A 22,251-nucleotide genomic window follows, 5' to 3' on the forward strand; every position below is an offset into this window, starting at 1 on the left:
AAACCCGCTGGGTCCAAGCGGACTCGTAGAGCTGCGCAGCAGAGCGAATAGGAGCAGGGCGGGTTCTGGGCGTGGAGCTGGCAACCTGGCGATGTTCCGGGTTGTCGGCGAAACAGACAGGATCCGTATGACCCGGCCCCCGGCCGCCTGCTCATAACGTTATGAGCAGGCCAGTTTCAGTCCGAGTCCTGCGGGGTTGCCAGCAGGGATTCGAGTTCATCGAGGAGCTTCTGCACGCGGCCTTGCTCCCGGCGGCCCAGCGCCGCGATGCGCCGGTCGTCGATCAGGCGGCGTACCCGCTGCGTGCGTGAGTCCGGTGACGGCGCGGCGCGGCGGGCGGCCGCGATCTCACGGACACCCAGGCCCTCGTTCAGGGCGCGTTCCGTCCACTCGCGGCGCAGGGCGTCGTCCTTGATGCGTGCCAGCGCGGCGGCGCGGGTGTACTCCAGTTGCCCCGAACGCATCAGGGTCAGCAGGTCCGGCGGGAAGCGCAGCACGCCCGCCCTGTTCGCCGCGAACGACGCCCAGCTGCCGCGTCCCAGGCGGGCGAACACGGCGTCCAGCCGGGCCACGGTGTCCGGGTCGGGTGCGCGCCGCTGGGCGTGCAGGAGCGGCACGACCTCCGGCACGGGCACCTGCAGTTCCTGCGCGGTGAGGGCCAGGATCGCCTCGACCTCGTCGAGCGGGTTCAGGTCCTGGCGTTGCAGGTTTTCCAGCGCCGCCAGCAGCGGCACATCCTCGTCGCTGACCTCGCGCACAGTCGCCGGAATCTCGCTCAGGCCCGCCTGCCGCGCGGCCCGCAGGCGCCGCTCCCCGGCAATCAGTTCGTACCCGCCCGTCACGGGCCGCAGCAGCACCGGTTGCAGGATGCCCTGCTGGCGGACGCTCTCGGTCAGGGAGTCCAGCGCGCCGTCATCGAAGTACCGCCTGGGTTGATCGGGCCGCACGCGAATCTGATCGAGCGCAATACCCTGCGCGGCGTCGGGCGTCACGGGCAGGCCGCCCAGCAGGGAGCTGAACGCGTCGGCGCGGGCGCGACCTTTCTTAGTCATGCTTCGCCGCCTTCGGCGCGGCCCTGACCGTCCCGCTGCCCTTGCGCGGCCCGGCCTTTGAAGCCGGGGTTTTCTGCGGAGCGGGGGCCTCCAGCGGCAGGCCCAGCGCCGTCAGCAGCTGCTGCGTGACGGTCAGGATCTCGGCGGTCACGGGGTTACGCCGCGCGAACTCCGGCAGGGGAGAGCCGTGCAGTTGCGAGTCCGGGTACAGCGCCGGGCGGTACGTGAGCGGCGTGCTGACCGGCCCCAGCCGCCCGAACTGCGCGTGCAGCTGCGCGAGGCTCTCGCGGGAGTGGTTGGTGGTGTCGTTGTACTGCGTGACCAGAATCATGGCGAGTTTCAGGGACGGGTTGGCCTTCCGGAACCGCGAGAGCATCACGTTCACGGTCTGCAGGCCCTTGAGGCCCTTGCCGCTGGCCGGGACCGGCACGACCACGTGATCCGCCGCGATGACGGCCAGGGCGCTCAGCTGGCCCAGGCTGGGCGGCGGGTCGATCAGCACGAAATCGTAGCGGTCCGCCAGGGGTTTCAGGGCGTCCTTGAGGCGCAGCACGCCCATCAGTTGCCCCGGCAGCAGCGGCTCGATGGTCGCCACATCCAGGTGACCGGGAATCAGGTCCATGCCGTGCACCCGCACGGGCTGCGGCAGGGCCAGTTCACTGTCGTCGTCGCCCAGCACCGCCGGGTACAGCGTGTCTTCCAGCTCGATGTCACGCACCTGTCCGTCCCGCTCGACAGTCCGGACACCCAGCCAGTCGGTCAGGTTCGCCTGCGGGTCCGCGTCGATCAGCAGCACCCGGAAGCCGAGGGTGCTGAGGGTGAAGCCGACGTCCCGCACGGAACTGGACTTCCCGACTCCGCCCGCGTGGTTGAAGAAAGTAATCACGTTCATCAGTGGCTGCATGCTACCGCCAGTCGCGGCTGCACGCAGCCCGGAGGTCTTCCCTTCCGGCCGCCCGGATCAGGCAGGCCCACAGGAAGGCCAGGAAGGGGCCTCCAGAGCAGTGACCCTACCAGGGTACGGCCCAGCGGCTTCAAGCGCCTTCAAGGGACCATTCAGCGCCCGCAAGACCCATCCGACTCGCCGTCCCTCGCTGTACATCACCGGGCTGCATCCGGAACGGTCTTCAGCTTCCGCCGGATTCATGCGTTTCGCGGAGCTGCTGCGCGAACTCCGGCAGGCGCAACTCACTGGCCGCGCGGATCACCTCACGCTGCACCTCCACCGGATCGGCGTCGCCGGACAGCATGGCGGCCATCAGGCCGCGCAGGTGATGCTCACGCAACTCGCGCCCCACGAACATCCGCACCTGCGTCAGCGCTCGCGCCGCCTGCTCCTCACGCGGCAGCGCACTGAACTCCGAATTCATCCGCTCGGTCAGCTCATCGAGTTCCGCCGCGGGCGTGACAGCCGCCTTCTTCGCCCGTACGGGACGCTCCGGCACAGGTGTGGCCACCTCCGGCACGGTCGCCTCCGGCGCCACACCCTCCAGTTCCTGCAGGACCGCCGTGTACTTGCCGCCCTCGTCCTTGATCACGTCGACCAGCAGCGCCGAACGTTTCTTCGGCGCGTACCCGCTCCTCAGCAGCGCCTGGAAGGCCTCCAGGCGGGTGGTGACGTGCAGGTCGCCGTACTGGTGCACCAGCTTGCGCGCCACGGGTAACACCACGCCCTCACGGCACAGCGCCTCCACCAGCGGGGAGTCCGCGATGACCTGCAGGCTCGGTTCGGGCGCCGGGGGGTTCACCTGCACGTCCCCGAACTCATACACGATCACGGTGTTCAGGCGCGCGCCGTCGTACGTGACACTGCGCAGGTACCCCCGCTCGATCAGCTCCTGATGCGCGCCGTCCAGGTTGCGTTTGATGCGCGCCGGCATGGTTTCGAGCAACTTGCACTCCCGCGCCCACTGCTGCAGCGGGATGCGCAGGACGGTCACCGGGTCACTCAGGTGCACCGGGTCGTACCGGCGGGCGTCCAGAATCCGGTACAGGCTGCGTGTCAGCGAGCGGTTGAGGCTCTGCACGAAGGTCATGTCCAGCGGTTTGACGTACTGCGCCCGCAGGCTCTGCACCACCGGCCGCGCCAGCCGGATGCGCAGCAGCGTGCCCGAACCGAACGCCAGGCCACCCGCGGTGTCCGCGTCGATCTGCTCGATGATGTTGAACTTGACGGTCGTCCAGCGGTCGTAGCGCTTGTCGCGCCAGGATTCACTCGCAGCGTACGTGGCGCCCTTGAGGCGGTCCAGCGAATCCTGCAGGGCCTGGTAGTACTGGCCGCTGTCCGGGAAACCCGATTTGCTGAGCAACTGGTACGCGGTGGTGTTCACTTCCCCGGAATCCGGGGAGCCCTGCTCCAGGTACATCAGGTTCAGGGTGGTGGCGAAATCGCCGTCCAGGCCGTGCGGTACGCCACCGTACTCGCTGGGGGAGATGCAGGTCAGGCGGGCGGTGCGGTCCTCGACCGTCCACTCGTGATCCCAGCGGGTGTAATCGCTGGGGATGCGCTCCTGCACGCAGATCAGGCCCAGACGCGCGGAGTTCGCCTCGTCGAAGCGCGTGATCTCACCGGGACGCTGGGGGGGGACCGTCACTTTCTTGCGGGAGCGTGGCATATCGGGAAGTCCTCTGTCCTGACTCTATCAGGCCGGGCCGGGTGAGCAGGGTCGCCACGGAACGCGGGGTCAGCCCCCCTTGATTGTTGTTTGTTTTTTTGTTTTTTAAAAGATAAAAGAAATGTTGTTAACAACAACAACAAGGAGCCGGGGCCGAGCTGCGTGCCAGACGGTGTTTTTCGGACCAACCTGCCGAGTAAATCGGGCTTTTTCTGTGGATAACTCCACCGAACCTGCCGAGTAAATCGGTATTCCTGCCGAGTAAATCGGGCCTCTGCCGGACGAACCTGCCGAGTAAATCGGGCTTTGCCTGTGGACAACCCACACGGAACCTGCCGAGTAAATCGGGCTTTGCCTGTGGATAACCCATCCAGAATGCCGAGTAAATCGGGGGTCCAACGCGCCTTTCAAACGCAAACCTGCCGAGTAAATCGGGCTTTGCCTGTGGATAACCCCTCCAGAATGCCGAGTAAATCGGGAGTCCAGACAGCACGAGACCCGATTTACTCGGCAGGTTCAAAAAACGCTGAAAAACCGCCCGTAGACGGAACCAATGCCAAAACCGACCTGCAGACCCGGAAAGAACCTGCCGAGTAAATCGGGAGTGGGATTCCGGGCCAGATCTGCCCGGAATCCCACTAACCTGCCGAGTAAATCGGGCCACCACGCCCGTCCCGGACTGCCCAACTACACAGGGCCGCCTCACTCCGGGCGGCCCTGTCGGGTGCTCACTGCTCCAGCGGATGGCGGCCCCCACCGGTCAATGGCGCGGCACGTTCTCCATGGCGGGCGACTCCTCGTACGGCTGCACGACCACGAACCCGTCCCCCTGGAAGGCCATCTGCAGGGTCTCGCCGCCGCCCCGCCCCAGCATGGAACGCAGGTCCTGACTGACCCGCAGGTCCGGGCGCAGGTGCTCACTCCAGGCGATGGTGGCGTTCGGATCGGTGAAGACCGGCTCGTTCGGCGTGACCCGCAAGGTCAGAGGCTTGCCGTGACTGAGAATCGCGACCATCCCGTGCCCGCGCACCTGCACGCTGAACAGCCCCCCGGACACCATGCCCGCCACCGAACGCTGCATGGTGATCTCGTGCGTGACGGTGTCCTCGAACGCCAGCAGGTCGTTGCCGTTCACGTTCAGGGTGTCGCCCTGCAGGCGGATGATCGCGATCTCCTTCCCCTGATCCGCGAGGTAACACACGCCCTGCCCCTGAATACTCACCAGCGGACCCATCTCCCCGCTGCCGATGCGCATGGCAGCGCCCAGCAGCGCCCCCATCCCACCGCCCGAACGCAGACCGCCCACCAGGTCACCCAGCGTGCTGGACCGCTTGAATTCCAGCTGCCCCCGGTACGCGACCATCGCGCCGAGTTTGCTCCACACGCGCCCCCGGACCTTCACCTCCAGCATCTTGCTGCTCTCCAGCTCGAACACGTCACCCGGCCGGTCCTGCTCGGCGCTGCGGCGCAGGAACTCCGCGACGCTGCTGCCCTGCCCGGTCTGCGCCGCAGACGCAGCGGGAGAGGGCGCAGCCGGGGAGGTGGTCGGCGGCGGCGCACCCGCCGGGGCTGGCGTGGACGCCGGGGTCGCCTCGCTGGCCACCTGACCCCCGAAGTACCCCAGCAGCGAATCCAGCCCACCTTGGAATCCCTGCGCGACACTGCCCAGCCGCCACCCACCGCCGTGCCGGTACAGTTCCGCGATCATCACCGCCCGCTCCGCCGTGAACTGCGACCCGCCCAGCAGCACGGTCGCCCGCTCCGAACCCTGCGGGTCCTGCACACTCAGACGCAACTGCCCCAGCCGACTCATGGGCGAGTCGTCATGCGAGATCACGAACATCAACCGCTCGACCCCCGCCGGCAGCGCCTGAAGATCCAGCTCGAACGTGGCCCGGGCACCGTCCAGCTGCAACGACACCTCGCCCGACGGACTGCGCAACTGGTTGTAGAACACGAAATACCGGTCGTCACGGAGCTGACGGTCACCGTTCAGGCCGAACACGCTCACATCGGCCTGAGAGAGGTCATGCGTGACCTGCACCCGCAGACGCGGGCCTGAAATGAAATCGGACAGGGAACGTTTCTCACCGGGCTGAAGAAGAGTCACAGAGCAACCTCGCAGGAGGGAACAGAGGGCAGGAGGGGGGACGCCGAACAGTCGCCCCCCAGTTTAACGGCCACCCGCCCCCTGATACGGACTCGGATTGAACGGGCTTTGCAGCCCATTCAATCCGAGCGAAACAAACGGAATCCGCCCGGCTCCCACCCGCTAGCGCATCCAGCGGATGAGCGTGAAGAATTCACGCCCGGAACCCTGCGCGTGTTACCGCGTGTTACCGGTTGACGGTTTCGTGAGTGGCGGAAGCGTGCGGCTGGCCTCTACGCTGGGTGCCTGAGCAGAGTTCACGTGCGTGTGAACCCTGCGTGAAAGCTGGGGGGGAGGTTGACCTTGAACCGAGAGGCGGACAGGACCGGGTGGGCGGCGCAGGCTGAACTGGAGGTGCTCGGGCGCGTGCAGTTACGGGTGGGTGGTGTGGCCGTCCGGAACTGCGGGGAGTTGCCGCTGCGGTTACTGGCGCTGCTGGCCCTTCAGGGGCCGCTCTCGCGTGAAGAGGCGGCGGACCTGCTGTGGAACGGTTCGACCCGGCTGGCGTTGCAGAGTCTGCGCACGGCGCTCTCTACCCTGCGGGCCGCGTTGCAGGGAGCGCCGGACGTGCTGGTGATCGGCGGCGCGACCCTGTCCGTGAACCTGCAGGCCCTGTGGGTGGACGCGCTGGACAGTCCCGCCGAACCGGCGTTGCTGCACTGGTGGCGCGGACCGCTGCTGGCCGGGCGGACGTGCCGCGGCACGGACCGCTGGCTGGAGTGGCGGCACGCGGCCGAGTCCCGCCTGCTCGAGGAGCACCTCTCGGCCCTGTACCGGGCGGCGGCGCAGCAGGCGGACATCCGGCTGGCGAAGGCGTTTGTGTGCCGGGCGCGTGAACTGTCCGCAGGTTACGGCGCGGCGCCCGGCCTGCCTGACCGGAAGGGGGAGTACGAGGCGGGCCTGCTGGGCCGCGCGCAGGAACTGGCGGCGCTGCGTTGCGTGCGCCGGAGCGTTCACGTGAAAGGCCCGCGCGGTTCCGGGCGGACCAGTCTGGTGCGGGCCGCGTTCCCGGACGCCGTGTGGTTCAGTCTGCCTGACCCCAGCGGCGCGCCTGACCCTGGCTGGGTGTCACGGGCGGTCGAGGCGGGGCGGGCGGTGTTCGACGATGTGGAGCAGTTGCCTGACCGGGTGTGGCCGCTGGCGCGGTACCTGGACAGCCGCGGGTGTCACGTGATCCTGGTGTCGACGGGGCCGGTGCCGCCGCAGTGGCATGACCTGCCGGTGATCGAGGTGGGCGCGGTGGGCGCGGAAACACTGATCCGGCTGGCGGCCACGCTGGCCCCGGCGTGGTCCGCTGCGGAGTTGCCGGTCCTCACGCAACTGACGGCGGGACTGCCGGGGCGGGCGGCGCGGCTGCTGCGGCCGGGCGCGGCGACCCTCAGAGCGCTGCTGCGGGCGCGGCTGGAGCAGTTCAGTGAGGACGCCCTGCGGGTCCTGTGGGTGTCCGAAGGCCCGGCGGCCGGGGAGGTGAACCGGTTGTGCGTGCAGTGCGGGCTGGAGCGCGAACCGCTGCGCAGGGCCGTGGCGACCCTGACGGACGCCGGTCTGTGGGCCGACGGGCGGGCCGCGCATCCGCTGGTGTCCGACGTCGCGGGTGAACTGCTGCCGTGGTGGACGCGGCAGGTGCTGCATCCGGATGTCGCGCGCGCCGGGCACGCGCCGTGAAGGTATGCTGCCATTCTCTTTCCTGCGCGTCTTTGCCCGGACCCCTGTGATTCCCGCCGCCCGGTGATCTTCCCGCGGCCTGAACCCACCACGCCTGACGGGCCGTCCCGTCCCGGCGACCCGTTTCAGCCTGGACGCTCCCCATGACCACAGACACCAACTCCCCATCGCCCGGTCACGGACACGCAGAGCCGCCCGTGGACCTGCACCTGACGGCCTCGCTGCGCAAGGACGGGTGCGAGATCCACTGGAACGGCCTGCCGCTGCCGCTGTCGGAGAAGTGGGTGGTGTTCTACGCGCTGCTGGCCATTCACGAGGACCGGCATGTCACCACGGACGAGGTGTGCGGGTACCACCCGTGGAACCGCCTGTCACCGGACGTGGCCGGGCGGGACCTGTGGCGGTTCACGCGCACGCAGGAGGTCAGGCACTTCGGGCAGCGGATCACCAGCAGTCCCGCCCGGCAGGGGTCCAGGGCGTTTACCGTGTCGGGGGCGCGCGTGTCGTTTCAGCCGGACCGGCGGTCGGTGGCCGATTACCTGGGCGGCCTGACGGCGCGGGACAGCGACCTGCTGCCTGACCTGGCCGAGTGCACGCTGCTGCTGCAGGGGGGACTGGTCGGGCTGGCGCTGGCGCGGCTGGACGCGTTGCGTGACCGGGCGCGGAACGTCAACGACGCCGCGCACCTGGAAACGGTGCGGGCCATGTGCCTGGACGAGCAGGGCGGGTTCCGTGCCACGGCCGCGCACATGCCGGTCCTGACGGGCCTGCTGGGGCAGCCGGGCCTGACGCGCCTGAACCGCGCGCGTATCCTGACGCGGGCGGGCCGTCATCACATGCTGGCGGGTGAGACGGCCGCCGCGCAGGAGATCTTCACGTTCCTGCGCGGGCTGCTGTCGCCGGAGGATGGTCCGGAATACTGCCTGTACCACCTCAATTACGGGCTGTTCCTGCGGCGGTGCGGTGAACTGGACCGCGCGCTCCACCATCAGAAACTGGCGCATGAGGTGGCGCTGCGCATGCAGTGGTGGCATGGCGTGTACTCCGCCCGTTCGAACATGGTCATCATTCACCTGTCGCTCGCGGAGGTCGGTCCGGCCCGCGTGCGTACCCGGAACCTGGAACGCGCGCTGGACTGGGCGCTGCGGACGCATTCCACCGTCACCATGACCCGGCAGCCGCTGGCGATGGCGGAAACGGCGTTACTGGTCGCGCGGGCGTACCGTCTGCTGGGGCAGCCGTTCTGGGCCCGTCACTGGTTGAGCCGCGCGATGGACACGGCGAACCATCCCGATCCGGACGGGCACCTGGCGTGCTGCTGGGACGAGCAGGCGCTGCTGGAAGACGCGGATGGGCACGTCGTGCACGCTGAACTGGCGCGGCGTAAGGCCCGCAGGTGGCGGGGAGAGACAGACTGATCGCCGCCGAGCCGGGTGGTGCGCAGGCGGGCCGGGTGGATGGCCGGGGCGCCGTGACTGCCACCTGCCACCAGATTGTGATAAACCGCTTTATTCTTTAAAGTAATCGTTCTATGGTGTCGGGCATGTCCGACGTTTCCGCACTGTTCGAGCCGTACACCTTCCGCAGCGGTATCCAGGTTCGCAACCGCCTGGTCCTGGCCCCCATGACCACCACCTCCGCCGACCCGGACGACTCGGTCTCGGCCGCCGAACTGGAGTACGCAGCGCGCCGCTCGGGCGGCGTGGGCCTGGCCATCACGGCCGTCGGGTACGTCACGCCCGGCGGCAAGGGCTTCCATGGGCAGTTCGGCGCCGAACACGACGGCCGCCTGGACAGCCTGCGCGCCCTGGCGCACGCCATGAAACAGGCGGGCGCGCGGGCCGTGCTGCAGATCTTCCACGCCGGTCACCAGGCCCCGCCGGAACTCGTCGCGCACGACGTCACCTCGGCCAGCGACGTACCGTCCTCCCAGCCGGGGCGGGCCGCCAGCGGCGTGCCTGTGCGTCCCCTGACCGCCGCAGAAATACAGGACATCATCCTTGACTTCGGGCAGGCCACCCGCCGCGCTGTCGAGGCCGGCTTCGACGGCGTCGAGATTCACGGCGCCAACGGCTACCTGATCCAGCAGTTCGTCTCCGCGCACAGCAACCGCCGCACCGACGAATGGGGCGGCACCCTGGAAAACCGCCTGCGCTTCCCGCTGGCCGTCACCGACGAGGTCCAGCGGATCGCGGCGCAGGCCGGGCGTCCCTTCCTGGTCGGGTACCGCTTCTCGCCCGAGGAACCGCACGAGCAGGGCCTGACCATGCACGACACCTTCGCGCTGCTAGGCGCCCTGCGCGAGAAGAACCTCGATTACGTGCACGTGTCCCTTCAGGACTTCGCGGGCCGCCCCCGCCGCGGCGGGCACCCGGAACGCAGCCGCCTCGAACAGATCGCAGAAGCCCTCGGCGACACGCCCCTGATCGGCGTCGGCAACATCTGGACCCCGCAGGACGCCGCGCAGGCCCTGAACCTCGGCGCGTCGTTCGCCGCGCTGGGCCGCGCACTGCTGCTGGAACCCGAGTGGGTGCAGAAAGTGCAGTCCGGCCGCGCCGCAGAGATCCGCACCACCTTCACCACCGCCGACCGCGAGTCCCTCACGCTGCCGGAACCCATGTGGAACATGCTCACGGGCTTCATGATCAAAGACCGCCTCGTGGACGCCCGCTGAGAATCGGGTCACGCGCACCCGTACAGGACCCGGCCACCGTGCCGGGCCTCTTCCTTTGTGCGGCGTCAGGGTGGGCGTGACCCTGCGCAGCGAATCTGAAGGGACGCTCCCGCTCCCTGCGCGGCGGATGCTCTAGGGTAGGCGGGTCCATGGCCCGCATCCTGATCGCCTCGCAACCCATCGCCGGGCACCTGATGCCGCTGCTGCCCATTGCGGCCGAACTGGTCCGGCGGGGCCACGAGGTCCGCTGGTACACCGGCCGCCGCTACGCCACGCGCGTCGAGACGACCGGCGCGACCTTCGAACCGTTCACGCTGGCCCGCGATTACGACGACCGGGACTTCGAATCGGCCTTCCCCGGCCGGGACGCGCTGAGCGGCCTGAAGCAGGTGCAGTTCGACGTGCAGCGCATCTTCGTGGGGCAGATCCGCCCGCAACTGCTGGACCTGCAGGCCCTGCACCGCGAGTGGCCGTGGGACGCGACCCTGGCCGAACAGACCCTGAGTGCCGCGCTGCTGCTCGAGGAACTCGGCGGGCCGCCCTGCGCGCTGCTGGGCGTCCTGCCGCTCGGCATCCGCAGCCGCGACGCCGCGCCGTTCGGACTGGGCCTGCCACCCACGCGCGGACCGCTCGGCACGCTGCGCAACGCTGCCCTGCACGCCCTGACCGGCCCGCTGGTATTCGGCGCGGCCAACCGCGACCTGCGTGACCTGTGCCGCGACCTGGGCCTGCCCGCGCGCCCGTTCGGGCCGCCCACCGCGCCCACCCTGATGCTTCAGGCCAGCGCCGCCCGCTTCGAGTACCCGGTCAGCGACCGGCCAGCGCAGCTGCACTTCATCGGGCCGCTCGTGCCGCCCCCGCCGCCCGGCCTGCCCCTCCCGGACTGGTGGGCGGACGTGACCGGCGCGACCCGCCCGGTCGTGGTCGTCACGCAGGGCACCCTCGCCACCGACCCGCGCGACCTGATCCTCCCCACCCTGCGCGCCCTGGCCGACCTGAACGTCCTGGTCGTCGCCGCCGGCGTCCGCGACCCGGCCACGCTGGGCACCCTGCCCCGCAACGCCCGCACGGCCCCCTTCATTCCCTTCGACCGGCTCCTCCCGCACGCCAGCGTGTTCATCACCAACGGCGGGTACGGCGGCGTGCAACTCGCCCTGCGCAGCGCCCTGCCGGTCCTGAGCGCCGGCACCACCGAGGACAAACCCGAAGTCGGCCGCCGCGTGCAGGTCAGCGGCGCGGGCCTGCGCCTGAACACCCGCACGCCCGCCCCCCACCAGATCCGGGCCGCCACTCTGCGCCTGCTGACCGACCCCCGCTACCGCGCCGCTGCCGCCACGCTGGCCGCCGACCTGCGCGCCCACGACGCCCCCCGCGAGGCCGCCGACCTGCTCGAAACGCTGCTGCCAGTGGCCGCGGGATAGGGTAGGGGTACCATGTCCTTTCCTCCCACCACCACGCCCCACGCCCCTGCCCGGCAGCCGGACACCTGGCCTGCGCTGCTCGTCACGGGCGGGTGCGGATTCATCGGCAGCCGGTTCGTGGAACGCTGGCGGGCCGCGCACCCGGCGCAACCGGTCGTGGTGCTCGATTCCCTGACGTACGCGGGCCGCCCAGAGAACCTCGCGGGCCTGTGGGGACCTGCCCTGCACCTCGAGGTGGCCAGCATCACCGACGCGGACGCCGTGCGCCGCGTGTGCGACCAGTACGGCGTTGGGGGTATCGTGAACTTCGCGGCGCAGACGCACGTGGACCAGTCGATCCTGGGATCGCTGGAATTCACGCACACGAACGTCCTGGGCACCCACACGCTGCTGGAAGTCGCGCGTGAACGGGGCATTCACCTGCATCAGGTGTCCACGGACGAGGTGTACGGTGACGTGCCGGCCCCGCACCACAGCCTAGAGACCGACCCGCTGACGCCCCGCAGTCCCTACGCGGCCAGCAAGGCCGCCGCCGATCACCTGGTGCTGGCGTACCACCAGACGCACGGGTCGTCCGTGACGGTCACCCGCGCGGCGAACAACGTCGGGCCGCGCCAGCATCTGGAGAAGGCCCTGGCCCTGTTCGCCACGAACGCCCTGCTGGGCCTGCCGTTGCCGCTGTACGGTGACGGCCTGCAGCAACGTGACTACATGCACGTGGACGATCACTGCGCCGCCATCGAGCTGGTCCTGCGCGGCGGGGCGTCCGGGGGTGTCTTCAATGTCGGCACGGGCCTTGAACTCTCGAACCGGCGCATGGCGCAGCTGGTCACGCAGGCGCTGGGACTTCCGGACGCCCCGGTCCGGCACGTCAGCGACCGCCCCGGCCACGACCGCCGCTACAGCCTGAACACGGACCGGGTGCAGGCACTCGGCTGGGCGCCCGACTTCACGCCCGAGCAGGCGGTGCTGAGCGCCGCACGCTGGTACGCCGCGAACCGCGCGTGGTGGGAACCCATCCGCCGGAGCGAGGCCTTCGCGGCGTACTACGAGCGGCAGTACGCCGCCAGACTGGGCGCTTCATGACCGCCCACGCCCGGTCCGGGATCATCCTGGCCGGCGGGTCCGGCAGCCGCCTCGCCCCGGCCACGCTGGCCGTCTCCAAGCAACTGCTGCCCGTGTACGACAAACCCATGATCTACCACCCGCTGACCACCCTGATGCTGGCCGGCGTGCGCCGCATCCTGGTGATCGCCACGCCCCGCGACCTGCCGCGCTTCCAGCACCTGCTGGGCAGCGGCGAGCAGTGGGGCCTGGACCTGCACTACGCCGAGCAGCCCGCCCCGGAAGGACTCGCGCAGGCGCTGCTGATCGCCCGGACGTTCCTGGCCGGGCAGCCCAGCATCCTGATTCTGGGGGACAACCTGTTCTACGGCCCGGACCTGGGCGCGCAACTCCATCGCGCGCAGACCCAGACTGTGGGCGCCACCCTGTTCGCGTACCGCGTGCGTGACCCCAGCCGGTACGGCGTGGTGGAACTCGACCCGGCCGGGCGGCCCGTGTCGATCGAGGAGAAACCCGCGCGTCCCCGCTCGCCGCTGGCCGTGACCGGCCTGTACCTGTTCGACGCGCAGGCCCCCGCCTGGGCGCAGACCCTGAAGCCTTCAGCGCGCGGCGAACTGGAAATCACGGACCTCAACCGCCTGTACCTGCACGCCGGGCAGCTGCGCGTGCAGACGCTCGGCACCGGGAACGCCTGGCTGGACATGGGAACCCACGACGACCTGCTGGACGCCAGCCTGTTCGTCCGGACACTCGAACAACGCCAGGGCGTGAAACTCGCCTCACCCGAGGAAACCGCGTGGCGGGCCGGGTGGATCACGGACGCGCACCTGCGCGACCTGGCCCGCGCGCAGGCCGGCGGGGCCTACGGGCAGTACCTGCAGACCCTGACCGAACAGGAGAACCCATGAACGACGACGCCCGCCCGCCCCTGCACGTCCCGCTGACCGGGCCTGCCCACGCCGCCCTCACGCACGAAACCTACCCGCCCGCGCCCGACCTGAGCGGCGTGTGGCTGCGTCCGCTGAGCAAGCACCGCGCCGGGAACGGCGCGTTCATGGAAGTGCTGCGCCTCGGGGACGGCGTCACCCAGCACCTGCCGGACGAACTGCACCTGCGGCAACTGAGCGTCTCGTGGGCCGCGCCGGGCCGCCTGAACGCCTTCCACCTGCATGTGAAAGCCGAGCAGAACGAACTCTGGTGCGTCCTGTCCGGGCAGTTGACCGTCTGGCTGGCCGACGTCCGCGCCGGGAGTCCCACCAGCGGCGGCCTGCGCCGCGTGATCCTCAGCGGCGAGCAGCCCGCGCTGCTGCACATACCCAGCGGTGTCGCGCACGGTTACCGCGCCTCGGTGCAGGGCGCGACCCTGCTGTACGGCATGGATGCCCAGTTCGACCCGCAGGACCCGAACGAGGGCCGCCTCCCCTGGGATCATTTCGGCGCGCACCTGTGGGACGAGGACCGCGGGTGACCATTTTGTTGACCGGCGGCAGTGGCCGCCTGGGCAGCGCCCTGCAGGGCCTGATCCCCGGCCTTCACGCCCCGCCCCGCGCCGCCCTGGACATCACCCACCCTGAACAGGTGCTGCGTGCCCTGCGCGCCGCGCGCCCTCACCTCGTCGTTCACGCCGCCGCGCTGGCCGACGTGACCCGCTGCGAACGCGACCGCGCCCTGGCGTGGCAGGTCAACGTGGACGGCGCGGCGGCTGTCGCCCGCGCCTGCCACGCCACCGGCGCGGCCCTGATCCACATCAGCACCGATTACGTGTTCAGCGGCGACACCGGCCACTACCGTGAGAACGACCCGCCGGGGCCGCCCGTCAACTGGTACGGCGTGACCAAACTCGCCGCCGAGTCCGCCGCCCGCCTCGCCGGGCGCAGCCTGATCATCCGCACCAGTTTCCGCACGCGGCCCTTCCCGCACGCCGCGGCGTTCACGGACGCGTTCACCAGCCAGGACTACCTGGACGTGATCGCGCCGCACGTCGCGCAGGTCATCCTGCAGGCCAGCCGCATTCCGGACGCGACCCTGCACGTGGCCACGGCCCGTAAGAGCGTGTTCGACCTGGCCCGCCAGTCCAGACCCGACGTGCGTCCCGCCACGCGCGATCACGCGCCGCTGCCCCTCCCGGCCGACGTCAGCCTGAACACCGACCGCTGGCAGGCCCTGCGGGCGCCATGGGAGACGGGCTCTCCTGCTCAATCGGAGTCCGCTTCAGGCGCCCAGGGTCGCGCCGCCGTCCACGGTGAGGTGCTGCATGGTGATGTGCCGCGCGTCGTCTGAGAGGAGGAACAGCGCGGCGCGGGCGATGTCGTCGGGGTCGGCGATGCGGCCCAGCGGAATGCCGAGCCGGGATGTACCCAGGTCGCCCTGGATGACGCGCTGCGGGGCGGTGGGGTCGGTCCACAGCTGGCGCTGCATGGCGGTGTCGGTCGAGCCGGGCGACACGACGTTGCAGCGCACGCCGTGCGGCGCGAGTTCCAGCGCGAGGCAGCGCATCAGGTGGATGGTGGCGGCCTTGCTGGCGGCGTAGGCGCCCATGCCGTGGCGGGGAACGTGCGCGGCGTTCGAGCCGACCGTGACGATCGCGCCGCGTCCGCGCGCCTGCATGGAGCGCGCCGCGGCGCGGGACACCACGAAGGGGCCGGTGGTGTTCACGGCGAAGGTGCGGTGCCAGTCGTCGAGACTCAGGTCGCTCAGCAGACCCGGGCGCAGGATGCCCGCCACGTTCACCAGGAAATCGGCGGGACCGAGGTCGCGTTCCAGGCGGGCCACGACGTGTTCGACGTCGGCGGGGTCGGTGACGTCCAGCGGCGCAGCGTGCACGCCGGGCAGGGCGCGCAGTTCGGGCGGGATGGTCTGGATGTCGGCGGCCATGACCTGCACGCCCCGCGCGGCGAGCAGGCGCGTGACGGCCGCGCCGATGCCCTGCGCGGCTCCGGTGACGAGCGCGACCCGGCCGGTCCAGCCGTCCGGCGGGGTGGGGTCGGCAATCATGCGTGCTCCTGCAGCAGGGGCGGCAGCGGGGCGTCCGGGTCGCGCATGGCGAGGTCCAGACCCCGGATCAGGCGGTCGCACAGGCCACTCACCTGCGCGGGGGTGTACAGGTCCGGGTGGCCGTCCACGCTCAGGTGCAGGGCGCCCGCCCAGCCGCTGAAGGTCAGGGCGAGATCCTCGACCGGCCCGGACGCCAGCGTGCGCGCCGTGACGCTCAGGCCGGGGCCGAGGTCCGGCGGGGAGGCGAAGGGCAGGACGTTCACCTCCGGGCCGAACAGGCGGCGGCCGCGCAGGTCGGTCCACAGGTGCTCGTAGCGGTAGCGGGCGTGCGGCTGCATGCGGGTGCGGGTCTCGCGGACCTGGGCGGCCAGGGTGCGCAGCGAGTCGTGCGGGGCGACGTTCACGCGCAGCGGCAGCAGGTTCATGATCATGCAGGGCACGCGGGCGGCGGCGCTGCCCAGGCGCAGCATGACGGGCGCGGCGATCAGCGTGACGCGCTCGCCGGTGTGGGCGTGCCAGAACGCGGCGCTCAGCGCGAACAGCAGGTCCGGCCAGCCTGCATTCAGCGGCCCGGCCCCGGCGCGCAGGTCGCGGACCAGGGTGGGAGGCAGGTCGCGTCCGGCACGCCAGCCGCGTTTCAGGCCGCGCGTGAGCAGCGGCGCGGGTTCGAAGGGCAGGTCGGCGTACACGGCGCCCAGGGCGGCGCGGTCGCGGGCGCGGTCCGGGGACGCCTGATACGCGCCGTCCTCCAGCACGGCGGCGTCCAGCGGGTCGAAGGGCGCGCAGGCCTCCTGCCGGTACGTGGCGGCAAGGCGGGCCAGCAGCAGGTGCATCCCGTAGCCGTCCAGGGCGATGTGGTGCGTGACGAACACCCAGCGCAGGTGGTCCGGCCCGAGGCGCAGCAGCGCGTGGCGGTACAGTTCGCCGCCCGGCAGGTCCAGCGGCGCGTCCAGCAGCGCGCCCGTGATGGCCTGTGCCCGGGCGTCCGGGTCGGGGTGGCCGCTCAGGTCGTGTTCCTGCGGCGCGCGGGGCGTGACCGGCCCGAGCAGTTGCCGGACCCGCTGCCCGTCATCCCGGAAGCGGACGTGCAGCGCCGGCACCTCGCGCAGCGTGTCACTCAACGCCGCGCGCAGCCGCGCCGGGTCGAGGGGGCCGCGCAGGTCGAGCGTCTCGGCCACGTGGTTCAGGGTGCCGCCGGGCTGCTCGCGTTCCTCGGCCCACAGGCCCAGTTGCGCCTGCGTGAGCGGCAGCGTGCGCGGAACGGGCGGGGCGGGGGCGGGCCGGGTGGGGGAGGCGGTCAGGGTCACACGGGCTCCGGGGCGGGCTTGGGCTTGGGCTCGGGCATGGGCGCAGCGGCGTTCAGGGCGTCCATGATCGCGTTCAGGGTGGGCCGGGCCGCCACGTCGGCGTACGACACGCGCTGGCCCTCGCGTTGCCAGTCCTCGGTCAGCAGCATCAGGCGCACCGAGTCCAGGCCCAGCATCAGCAGGTCGTCGTCCCCGTGCAGGGCCTGCGGGTCCACGCCCAGCAGGGCCGCGACCTGCCCGCGCACCCGCTCCTCCGTCCAGGCGGGGCTGCCCAGGGCGCGCAGGGCGTCGTCCGTGCCGGTCACCTGCGCGCAGCGGTTCGCCGCGTAGGTCAGGGCCTGACGGTGTTCGGCCTCGCTGAAGTCGGCCAGGGCGTCCCCGATCAGGAAGGGCTGCACGTCCAGCATGAACGCCTCGGCCGCCGTGAGCAGGCACCCGATGTGCGCGTACACGCCGCACACCAGCAGCTGATCGCGGCCCCAGGCGCGCAACTGCTCCTCCAGCGGCGTGCGCTTGAAGGCGCTGTACCGCCACTTGGTGAGCACCGTGTCGCCGGGTTGCGGCGCGACCTGCGGGTGCACGCGGGTCTGCGCGGGATCGTCCCGCAGACCCGTGCCCCAGAAGTCGGTCAGGAGGGCGCGGTCCTGGGGGCGCTGACCCCCGGGCTGCGCGGTGTACACGACCGGGATGCCCAGTTCGCGGCAGCGGGCGATCAGGCGCGACACGTTACGCAGCAACTCCGGCACGGGGGGTAGGGCCGGGTCGTAGAAGTCCAGGAAGTACACCTGGAGGTCGTGGACCAGCAGCGCGGAGCGCGCGGCGTCCGGCGTCCAGGCGACGCGGGTGGCGGGGAAGGAGGCGGGGTCGGGCATGGGGTAACTGGGCAGTCTGGGAATCATGGGCGGCTCCTGGAGGTGCGTGTGGAGGGCGTGGACTGGGCGACAGGCTGGGCGGCGAGGGCGCGCAGGGCGGGCTTGTCGGTTTTGCCGAGCGGCGTGCGCGGCAGCGCGGGCAGCGGCTCGATGCGGTCCGGGATCTTGAAGGTGGCCAGCCCCAGGTCCCGCAGGTGGCGTTTCAGGGTCAGGGCGAGGTCGGGCGCGCCGGGGGTGGCCTCCACGAACGCGACCTGCACGAAGGCGACGCTGCGTTCCCCCAGCCACGGGTCGGGCGTGCCGACCACGGCGGCGGCCTGCACGAGCGGGTGGCGCAGCAGGGCATGTTCGATCTCCTCGGCGGCGATCTTCTCGCCCGCGCGGTTGATCTGGTCCTTGTGGCGGCCCGTGACGACCAGCGCCCCGCCGGGCGTGCGGGTCACGAGGTCGCCCGTGCGGTAGAAGCCGTCCGGGGTGAAGGCGCGGGCGTTGTGGTCCGGCGCGCGGAAGTACCCGCGGATGGTGTACGGGCCGCGCGTGAGCAGGTGGCCGGGCGTGCCGTCCGGGACGGGCCGGTCGTGGTCGTCCACGATGCGGACCTCGTCGTGCGGGCTGATCGGGCGGCCCTGCGTGCCCAGGGCCTCGTCGTCGGGCGCGCCGGGCCGCACGTAGTTCACGAGGCCCTCGGCCATGCCGAACACCTGTTGCAGCGCCGCGCCCAGCCGGGGCCGCACCTGCCGGGCCACGTCGGGGCTCAGGGGCGCGCCGCCCACCTGCACGCAACGCAGAGACGGGAACGGGGTGTGCGGGCCGCCCTCCAGGGCGCGCAGCCACACCTGCAGCAGCGCCGGCACGAGCGCGGTGTGCGTCACGCCGTGCGCGGCGATCAGCGGGAACGCGGTGCCGGGCGCGGCGTCCGGCGCGACCACGACCCGCCCGCCGGCGTGCAGCGCGCCCAGCGTGCCGGGCGACGTGAGCGGGAAGTTGTGCGCCAGCGGCAGCGCCGCGAGGTACACGGTGTCCGCGCCGAGTTCGCACAGGTCGGCGCTGGCGCGGATGGAGTACAGGTAGTCGTCGTGGGTGCGTCCGATCAGTTTCGGCGTGCCGGTGCTGCCGCCGGACAGCTGGTACAGCGCGACCCCGCCAGGGTCCACGCGGGGAGGCGTGAAGTCCGGCGTGGGCGCGGTGGCGGCGGGCGGCAGGAACGACACCGCCTCGCCCTCCCAGGTGCCGGGGTTCTCGCCCAGGGCGATGACCGGCAGCGGGCGCTCCAGGCTGGCCTGAACGCGGGCCGCCAGCGCCAGCCGCTCCGGGTCGGCGGCCGTGACGAGCGCGGCGGCCCCGGCGTGCGCGCAGAAGTACCCGAGTTCATGCTCGCGGTGCGCGGGCAGCGCCAGGATGGGCCGCACGCCCAGGCGCAGCAGGCCCAGCAGCACCTCGAAGAACGCCGGGGTGTTCGGCAGGTGCAGCGTCACGCGGTCACCGCCGCGCAGGCCCCGCGCGGCCAGGGCGGCGGCCTGCACGGTCGCGCGGCGGTCCAGTTCGCGGTACGTGACGGGGCCGTCCGGGGTCAGGAGGGCCGGGCGGTCCGCGTACCGCCGCGCGAGGCCGCTCAGCCACGCGCCGAACGGTTCGCCCTGCCAGTACCCGGCCTCGCGGTACGTGCGCGCCAGGGCCTCGGGCCAGGGGGTGAACTCGTCCGGTCCGTCGTGCGGGCCGTGCTGTGGAGGCAGGGAAGCCTTCACAGGGCCTCCAGCAGCGCGTCGGGCAGGTCGGCCGGCGCGAAGCCCAGCGCGGCGAGGACCGTGCCGAACTTCGCGGCTGTCTCCTGCCGCTCGCCGGCCGGGTCGGAGTCCGCGACCAGTCCCGCCCCGGCGAACAGGCGCGCGTGCGTTCCGCGCAGTTCGGCGCAGCGGATCGTGACGGCCCACTCGCCGTCCCCGTACCCGTCGGCCCAGCCGACCGCCCCGCCGAACCAGCCCCGGTCGAAGGGTTCGGCGGCCTCCAGGTGGGCCTGGGCCGCGCCAGTCGGGACGCCGCACACGGCCGGGGTCGGATGGATGAGCGGCACGAGGTCCAGCACGCCGGGCGAGTCGTCACGCAGCTGCGCGTGGATGGGCGTGGCGAGGTGCCAGAGCGTGGCGGTGGACGCCAGTTCCGGCGTGCGCGGCACGCTCAGGGTGCGGCACAGCGGCGCGAGCCGGTCGGCGATGGCCTGCACCATCAGCGCGTGCTCGGCGCGGTCCTTGGCGGAATGCAGCAGCGCGTGGGCGCGCGCGGCGTCGTCGGCCGGGTCGGCGGCGGGATCGGCGGGGCGGGGGCGGGTCCCGGCCATGGGGCGCAGGTGCACGTCCCGTCCGGCGCGGCGCAGCAGCAGTTCCGGGCTGGCCCCGATCAGGGTGGCGTCGTCCGGCAGCGGCAGCGAGAACGCGTACGCGGCGGGGTGCGCGGCGCGCAGGCGGGCCAGCACGGCGTCCGGGTCGGGCGCGGCGTACAGGTGCAGGTCGAGCAGGCGGCCCAGCACGACCTTGTCGAGCGTTCCGGCGCGCAGGGTCTGCACGGCGGCCGCCACCAGCGCCTCGAAGCCCGCCGCGTCCGGCACGCTCACGGCGCGCTTCAGTGTGGGAAGCGTCCGCGTGGCGACGGGCAGCGTGGGAACGGGCCGCACTGGAACAGGCCGCGTGACCACCGGAGCAGCGAGGTCCACCGGCCGCAGGTGCGGTGCGGCGCCGGGGCGGAAGGGAACGGCGCCGACCACGCCGGGCCGCGCCGCGCCGGCCTGCTCCGCGTGGCGCAGCAGCGTGCGGCCCAGGGCGGGCAGGTCGGCGGAATCCAGGCCCGGCGGGGTGTGCGGCAGCGGCTGGGCGGTGAACGACCCGGTCGGGGCGTGCCACGCGAAGGGCCGCGTGTGCGGGGTGGGGGGTGCGGTCAGGGGTGTCATGGGACCTCCGGGGGGAAAGGGGCTGGCAGGTCATACGGACTCCGATTGAATGGGCTGCAAAGCCCGTTCAATCCGAGCGGAGCGAGTAGGAGCAAAACGGGTTCCGGGCGTGGAGCTGGCAGCCCGGCGATGTTCCGGGTTGTCAGCGAAACAAACGGAATCCGTATCAGAGAGGCTGGCAGGTCAGGGCGCTGACGTGCGCGCCGTGGCGGGTCCAGTGGACCGGGAGGGGTGCGGAGCCGGTCAGGTGAACGTGGGCCAGCTGGCCGGGGCGGGAGTCAGGTGCAGGCTGAAAGTCGGGTGGGTGGTAGGGCTGGCCGCGTGCGGGGAAGGTGGCCTTGAAGGCGCACTCGCGCAGGACATGGGTCAGGAGGTCGCGCGCCGTCAGGCCGCTGGCGTGCAGGTCGGGCGTGAGGGCCTCGGTGTCGATGCCCAGTTGATAGCCCTGTGGTCCGGCGACGGCCAGGACCAGTCCGGCGGCGTGCGTGACGCTGCCGTTGAATCCGGCGGGCCAGACGGGCGCGCGGTGTGGGCCGGGCAGGAGGGGGACGGGGCCGGTGTGTCCGGCGAGGGCCAGGGCCTGGGCGGCGCAGGTGCGGCCGGCGCGGTACTCGGCGTGGCGGCGCGGCGGGGCGTGGGCGGGAATGAGGTGCAGTGGCGTGCGGGGCAGCGGGGGCAGCCGGGTGCCGACGCTGTCCCAGACAGGAGGGTGGGGGTCGTGCGGATCGTGGGGTCGCAGGGTGCCGGTGAGGGTCACGCCGGGGGGCAGGGACCGGCCCAGGTCGCGCAGGGTGGCGAGGAGGACGGCATGCAGGGGATCGGGGAAGGTGTGGGGCAGGACGCCCCGCCGCGTCTGGGTGGGCGTGGGTGGGGTCATGGGCGGGGTGGACCGAGCGGTGAATGGGCCGGTCCGGCACAATCTTACAAATCCGACCGGAATAGTCAAGTTTGATCTGGACTCTTCCGGGAGGCTGGAGGCCGGGTGGTCACGAATACTTGACTAAGCCAGTCGGATTAATGCACTATCTCTCCGTCGGCTTCCCGCCGCTCCCAGACCTCCGCCCACCTTCTGGCCGTCCAGCACGCGCCAGACGCCCACTCCTCATCCCTTCCGCCGGAGATCCCATGTGTCACTCCTTCAGCCTCCTGAGCAGCGACGGCCAGCAACGCCGGGTCCTGCGCTGCACCTGCGGCAGCCTGCACGTCCTGTGGCACGCCCTGAGCCTGTCCCTGAACCACCAGGAATTCGCGCAGCTCTCGGCCCTGCTCGCCAGCAGCGACCCGCACGGCGACGCCCCCACCGGCCGCTGGCAGCGCGGCGACTGGGAACTGCGCCGCACCGATCACGCCGCCCAGCTGTGGTGCGGCCCGGCCGGCCTGACCTTCACGCCCGGCGACTTCCAGGCCTTCCGCGCCCTGATCCACGCCGTCACACTGCCCCTCACGCCCGCCGCGCCCGGCACGGCCATGCACCTCAACTGAAACGGACTGCCGTC

At 71.5% G+C, this 22,251-nt stretch carries 19 protein-coding genes; 9 read left to right on the forward strand and 10 right to left on the reverse strand.

From position 1 onward, the window contains the following. Positions 1–176: 176 nt before the first annotated feature. From IEY70_RS10245 to IEY70_RS21380, 4 genes are all read right to left on the reverse strand, one after another. The gene (locus tag IEY70_RS10245; RefSeq protein ID WP_189064915.1) at positions 177–1,052 is read right to left on the reverse strand and encodes a ParB/RepB/Spo0J family partition protein; all 876 of its coding nucleotides are present in this window, start codon (positions 1,050–1,052) and stop codon (positions 177–179) included. After that, positions 1,045–1,944 (reverse strand): ParA family protein, encoded by a 900-nt coding sequence (locus IEY70_RS10250; RefSeq protein ID WP_189064916.1) that lies wholly within the window; start codon positions 1,942–1,944, stop codon positions 1,045–1,047. The genes IEY70_RS10245 and IEY70_RS10250 overlap by 8 nt, the downstream gene beginning before the upstream one ends. Positions 1,945–2,179: 235 nt before the next feature. Further along, positions 2,180–3,646: a replication initiator protein A gene (locus IEY70_RS10255; protein WP_229777817.1), complete on the reverse strand. Its 1,467-nt coding sequence runs from the start codon at positions 3,644–3,646 to the stop codon at positions 2,180–2,182. Positions 3,647–4,427: 781 nt separating this feature from the next. Next, positions 4,428–5,777, reverse strand: a complete 1,350-nt coding sequence (locus IEY70_RS21380; RefSeq protein ID WP_189064918.1) for an AIM24 family protein — start codon at positions 5,775–5,777, stop codon at positions 4,428–4,430. Between the two features lie 342 nt (positions 5,778–6,119). On the opposite strand from IEY70_RS21380, the gene IEY70_RS10265 reads away from it, so the two are divergent. The 8 genes from IEY70_RS10265 (at position 6,120) to IEY70_RS10300 (ending at position 14,921) form a co-directional block, all read left to right on the forward strand. Then, positions 6,120–7,481 (forward strand): AfsR/SARP family transcriptional regulator, encoded by a 1,362-nt coding sequence (locus IEY70_RS10265; RefSeq protein ID WP_189064919.1) that lies wholly within the window; start codon positions 6,120–6,122, stop codon positions 7,479–7,481. A gap of 143 nt (positions 7,482–7,624) precedes the next feature. Next, on the forward strand, positions 7,625–8,899 hold the full coding sequence (locus IEY70_RS10270) for a hypothetical protein (RefSeq protein ID WP_189064920.1): 1,275 nt from the start codon (positions 7,625–7,627) through the stop codon (positions 8,897–8,899). 125 nt (positions 8,900–9,024) lie between these two features. After that, positions 9,025–10,155, forward strand: coding sequence for an NADH-dependent flavin oxidoreductase (locus IEY70_RS10275; RefSeq protein WP_189064921.1), 1,131 nt, complete (start codon positions 9,025–9,027; stop codon positions 10,153–10,155). Between the two features lie 149 nt (positions 10,156–10,304). Then, on the forward strand, positions 10,305–11,576 hold the full coding sequence (locus IEY70_RS10280) for a glycosyltransferase (protein WP_229777819.1): 1,272 nt from the start codon (positions 10,305–10,307) through the stop codon (positions 11,574–11,576). A 12-nt stretch (positions 11,577–11,588) separates the two neighbouring features. Then, on the forward strand, positions 11,589–12,662 hold the full coding sequence (rfbB, locus tag IEY70_RS10285) for a dTDP-glucose 4,6-dehydratase (RefSeq protein WP_189064922.1): 1,074 nt from the start codon (positions 11,589–11,591) through the stop codon (positions 12,660–12,662). Next, complete coding sequence (rfbA, locus tag IEY70_RS10290) at positions 12,659–13,549, forward strand: glucose-1-phosphate thymidylyltransferase RfbA (RefSeq protein WP_189064923.1); 891 nt, start codon at positions 12,659–12,661, stop codon at positions 13,547–13,549. Before rfbB ends, rfbA begins: the two co-directional genes overlap by 4 nt. Continuing rightward, on the forward strand, positions 13,546–14,109 hold the full coding sequence (locus tag IEY70_RS10295; RefSeq protein ID WP_189064924.1) for a dTDP-4-dehydrorhamnose 3,5-epimerase family protein: 564 nt from the start codon (positions 13,546–13,548) through the stop codon (positions 14,107–14,109). Before rfbA ends, IEY70_RS10295 begins: the two co-directional genes overlap by 4 nt. Next, positions 14,106–14,921 (forward strand): SDR family oxidoreductase, encoded by an 816-nt coding sequence (locus IEY70_RS10300; RefSeq protein ID WP_189064925.1) that lies wholly within the window; start codon positions 14,106–14,108, stop codon positions 14,919–14,921. The genes IEY70_RS10295 and IEY70_RS10300 overlap by 4 nt, the downstream gene beginning before the upstream one ends. On the opposite strand, the gene dhbA is transcribed toward IEY70_RS10300, so the two are convergent. From dhbA to IEY70_RS10330, 6 genes are all read right to left on the reverse strand, one after another. Next, a complete protein-coding gene (dhbA, locus tag IEY70_RS10305; protein WP_189064926.1) occupies positions 14,853–15,635 on the reverse strand; it encodes a 2,3-dihydro-2,3-dihydroxybenzoate dehydrogenase in 783 nt (260 codons plus the stop codon). The genes IEY70_RS10300 and dhbA overlap by 69 nt on opposite strands. Continuing rightward, on the reverse strand, positions 15,632–16,942 hold the full coding sequence (locus IEY70_RS10310) for a condensation domain-containing protein (RefSeq protein ID WP_189064927.1): 1,311 nt from the start codon (positions 16,940–16,942) through the stop codon (positions 15,632–15,634). The genes dhbA and IEY70_RS10310 overlap by 4 nt, the downstream gene beginning before the upstream one ends. After that, positions 16,939–17,841, reverse strand: a complete 903-nt coding sequence (locus IEY70_RS10315) for an isochorismatase family protein (protein ID WP_189064928.1) — start codon at positions 17,839–17,841, stop codon at positions 16,939–16,941. Before IEY70_RS10315 ends, IEY70_RS10310 begins: the two co-directional genes overlap by 4 nt. Beyond that, positions 17,838–19,559: a (2,3-dihydroxybenzoyl)adenylate synthase gene (locus tag IEY70_RS10320; protein WP_229777820.1), complete on the reverse strand. Its 1,722-nt coding sequence runs from the start codon at positions 19,557–19,559 to the stop codon at positions 17,838–17,840. The genes IEY70_RS10315 and IEY70_RS10320 overlap by 4 nt, the downstream gene beginning before the upstream one ends. Continuing rightward, positions 19,556–20,755 (reverse strand): isochorismate synthase, encoded by a 1,200-nt coding sequence (locus IEY70_RS10325; protein ID WP_189064929.1) that lies wholly within the window; start codon positions 20,753–20,755, stop codon positions 19,556–19,558. The genes IEY70_RS10320 and IEY70_RS10325 overlap by 4 nt, the downstream gene beginning before the upstream one ends. 166 nt (positions 20,756–20,921) lie before the next feature. Next, complete coding sequence (locus IEY70_RS10330; RefSeq protein WP_189064930.1) at positions 20,922–21,632, reverse strand: hypothetical protein; 711 nt, start codon at positions 21,630–21,632, stop codon at positions 20,922–20,924. A 248-nt stretch (positions 21,633–21,880) separates the two neighbouring features. On the opposite strand from IEY70_RS10330, the gene IEY70_RS10335 reads away from it, so the two are divergent. Next, the gene (locus IEY70_RS10335; RefSeq protein ID WP_189064931.1) at positions 21,881–22,237 is read left to right on the forward strand and encodes a hypothetical protein; all 357 of its coding nucleotides are present in this window, start codon (positions 21,881–21,883) and stop codon (positions 22,235–22,237) included. The last annotated feature ends 14 nt before the right edge of the window (positions 22,238–22,251 follow it).

The sequence above is a fragment of the Deinococcus seoulensis genome (assembly GCF_014648115.1).
Lineage (GTDB): Bacteria > Deinococcota > Deinococci > Deinococcales > Deinococcaceae > Deinococcus > Deinococcus seoulensis.

What these genes read in the sequence shown, in the direction of transcription:
- IEY70_RS10245 (WP_189064915.1), bottom strand. Translation starts at nt 1,052, where the DNA reads ATGACTAAGAAAGGTCGCGCCCGCGCCGACGCGTTCAGCTCCCTGCTG.
- IEY70_RS10250 (WP_189064916.1), bottom strand. Translation starts at nt 1,944, where the DNA reads ATGAACGTGATTACTTTCTTCAACCACGCGGGCGGAGTCGGGAAGTCC.
- IEY70_RS10270 (WP_189064920.1), top strand. Translation starts at nt 7,625, where the DNA reads ATGACCACAGACACCAACTCCCCATCGCCCGGTCACGGACACGCAGAG.
- IEY70_RS10275 (WP_189064921.1), top strand. Translation starts at nt 9,025, where the DNA reads ATGTCCGACGTTTCCGCACTGTTCGAGCCGTACACCTTCCGCAGCGGT.
- IEY70_RS10280 (WP_229777819.1), top strand. Translation starts at nt 10,305, where the DNA reads ATGGCCCGCATCCTGATCGCCTCGCAACCCATCGCCGGGCACCTGATG.
- rfbB (WP_189064922.1), top strand. Translation starts at nt 11,589, where the DNA reads ATGTCCTTTCCTCCCACCACCACGCCCCACGCCCCTGCCCGGCAGCCG.
- rfbA (WP_189064923.1), top strand. Translation starts at nt 12,659, where the DNA reads ATGACCGCCCACGCCCGGTCCGGGATCATCCTGGCCGGCGGGTCCGGC.
- IEY70_RS10295 (WP_189064924.1), top strand. Translation starts at nt 13,546, where the DNA reads ATGAACGACGACGCCCGCCCGCCCCTGCACGTCCCGCTGACCGGGCCT.
- dhbA (WP_189064926.1), bottom strand. Translation starts at nt 15,635, where the DNA reads ATGATTGCCGACCCCACCCCGCCGGACGGCTGGACCGGCCGGGTCGCG.
- IEY70_RS10315 (WP_189064928.1), bottom strand. Translation starts at nt 17,841, where the DNA reads ATGATTCCCAGACTGCCCAGTTACCCCATGCCCGACCCCGCCTCCTTC.
- IEY70_RS10325 (WP_189064929.1), bottom strand. Translation starts at nt 20,755, where the DNA reads ATGACACCCCTGACCGCACCCCCCACCCCGCACACGCGGCCCTTCGCG.
- IEY70_RS10330 (WP_189064930.1), bottom strand. Translation starts at nt 21,632, where the DNA reads ATGACCCCACCCACGCCCACCCAGACGCGGCGGGGCGTCCTGCCCCAC.
- IEY70_RS10335 (WP_189064931.1), top strand. Translation starts at nt 21,881, where the DNA reads ATGTGTCACTCCTTCAGCCTCCTGAGCAGCGACGGCCAGCAACGCCGG.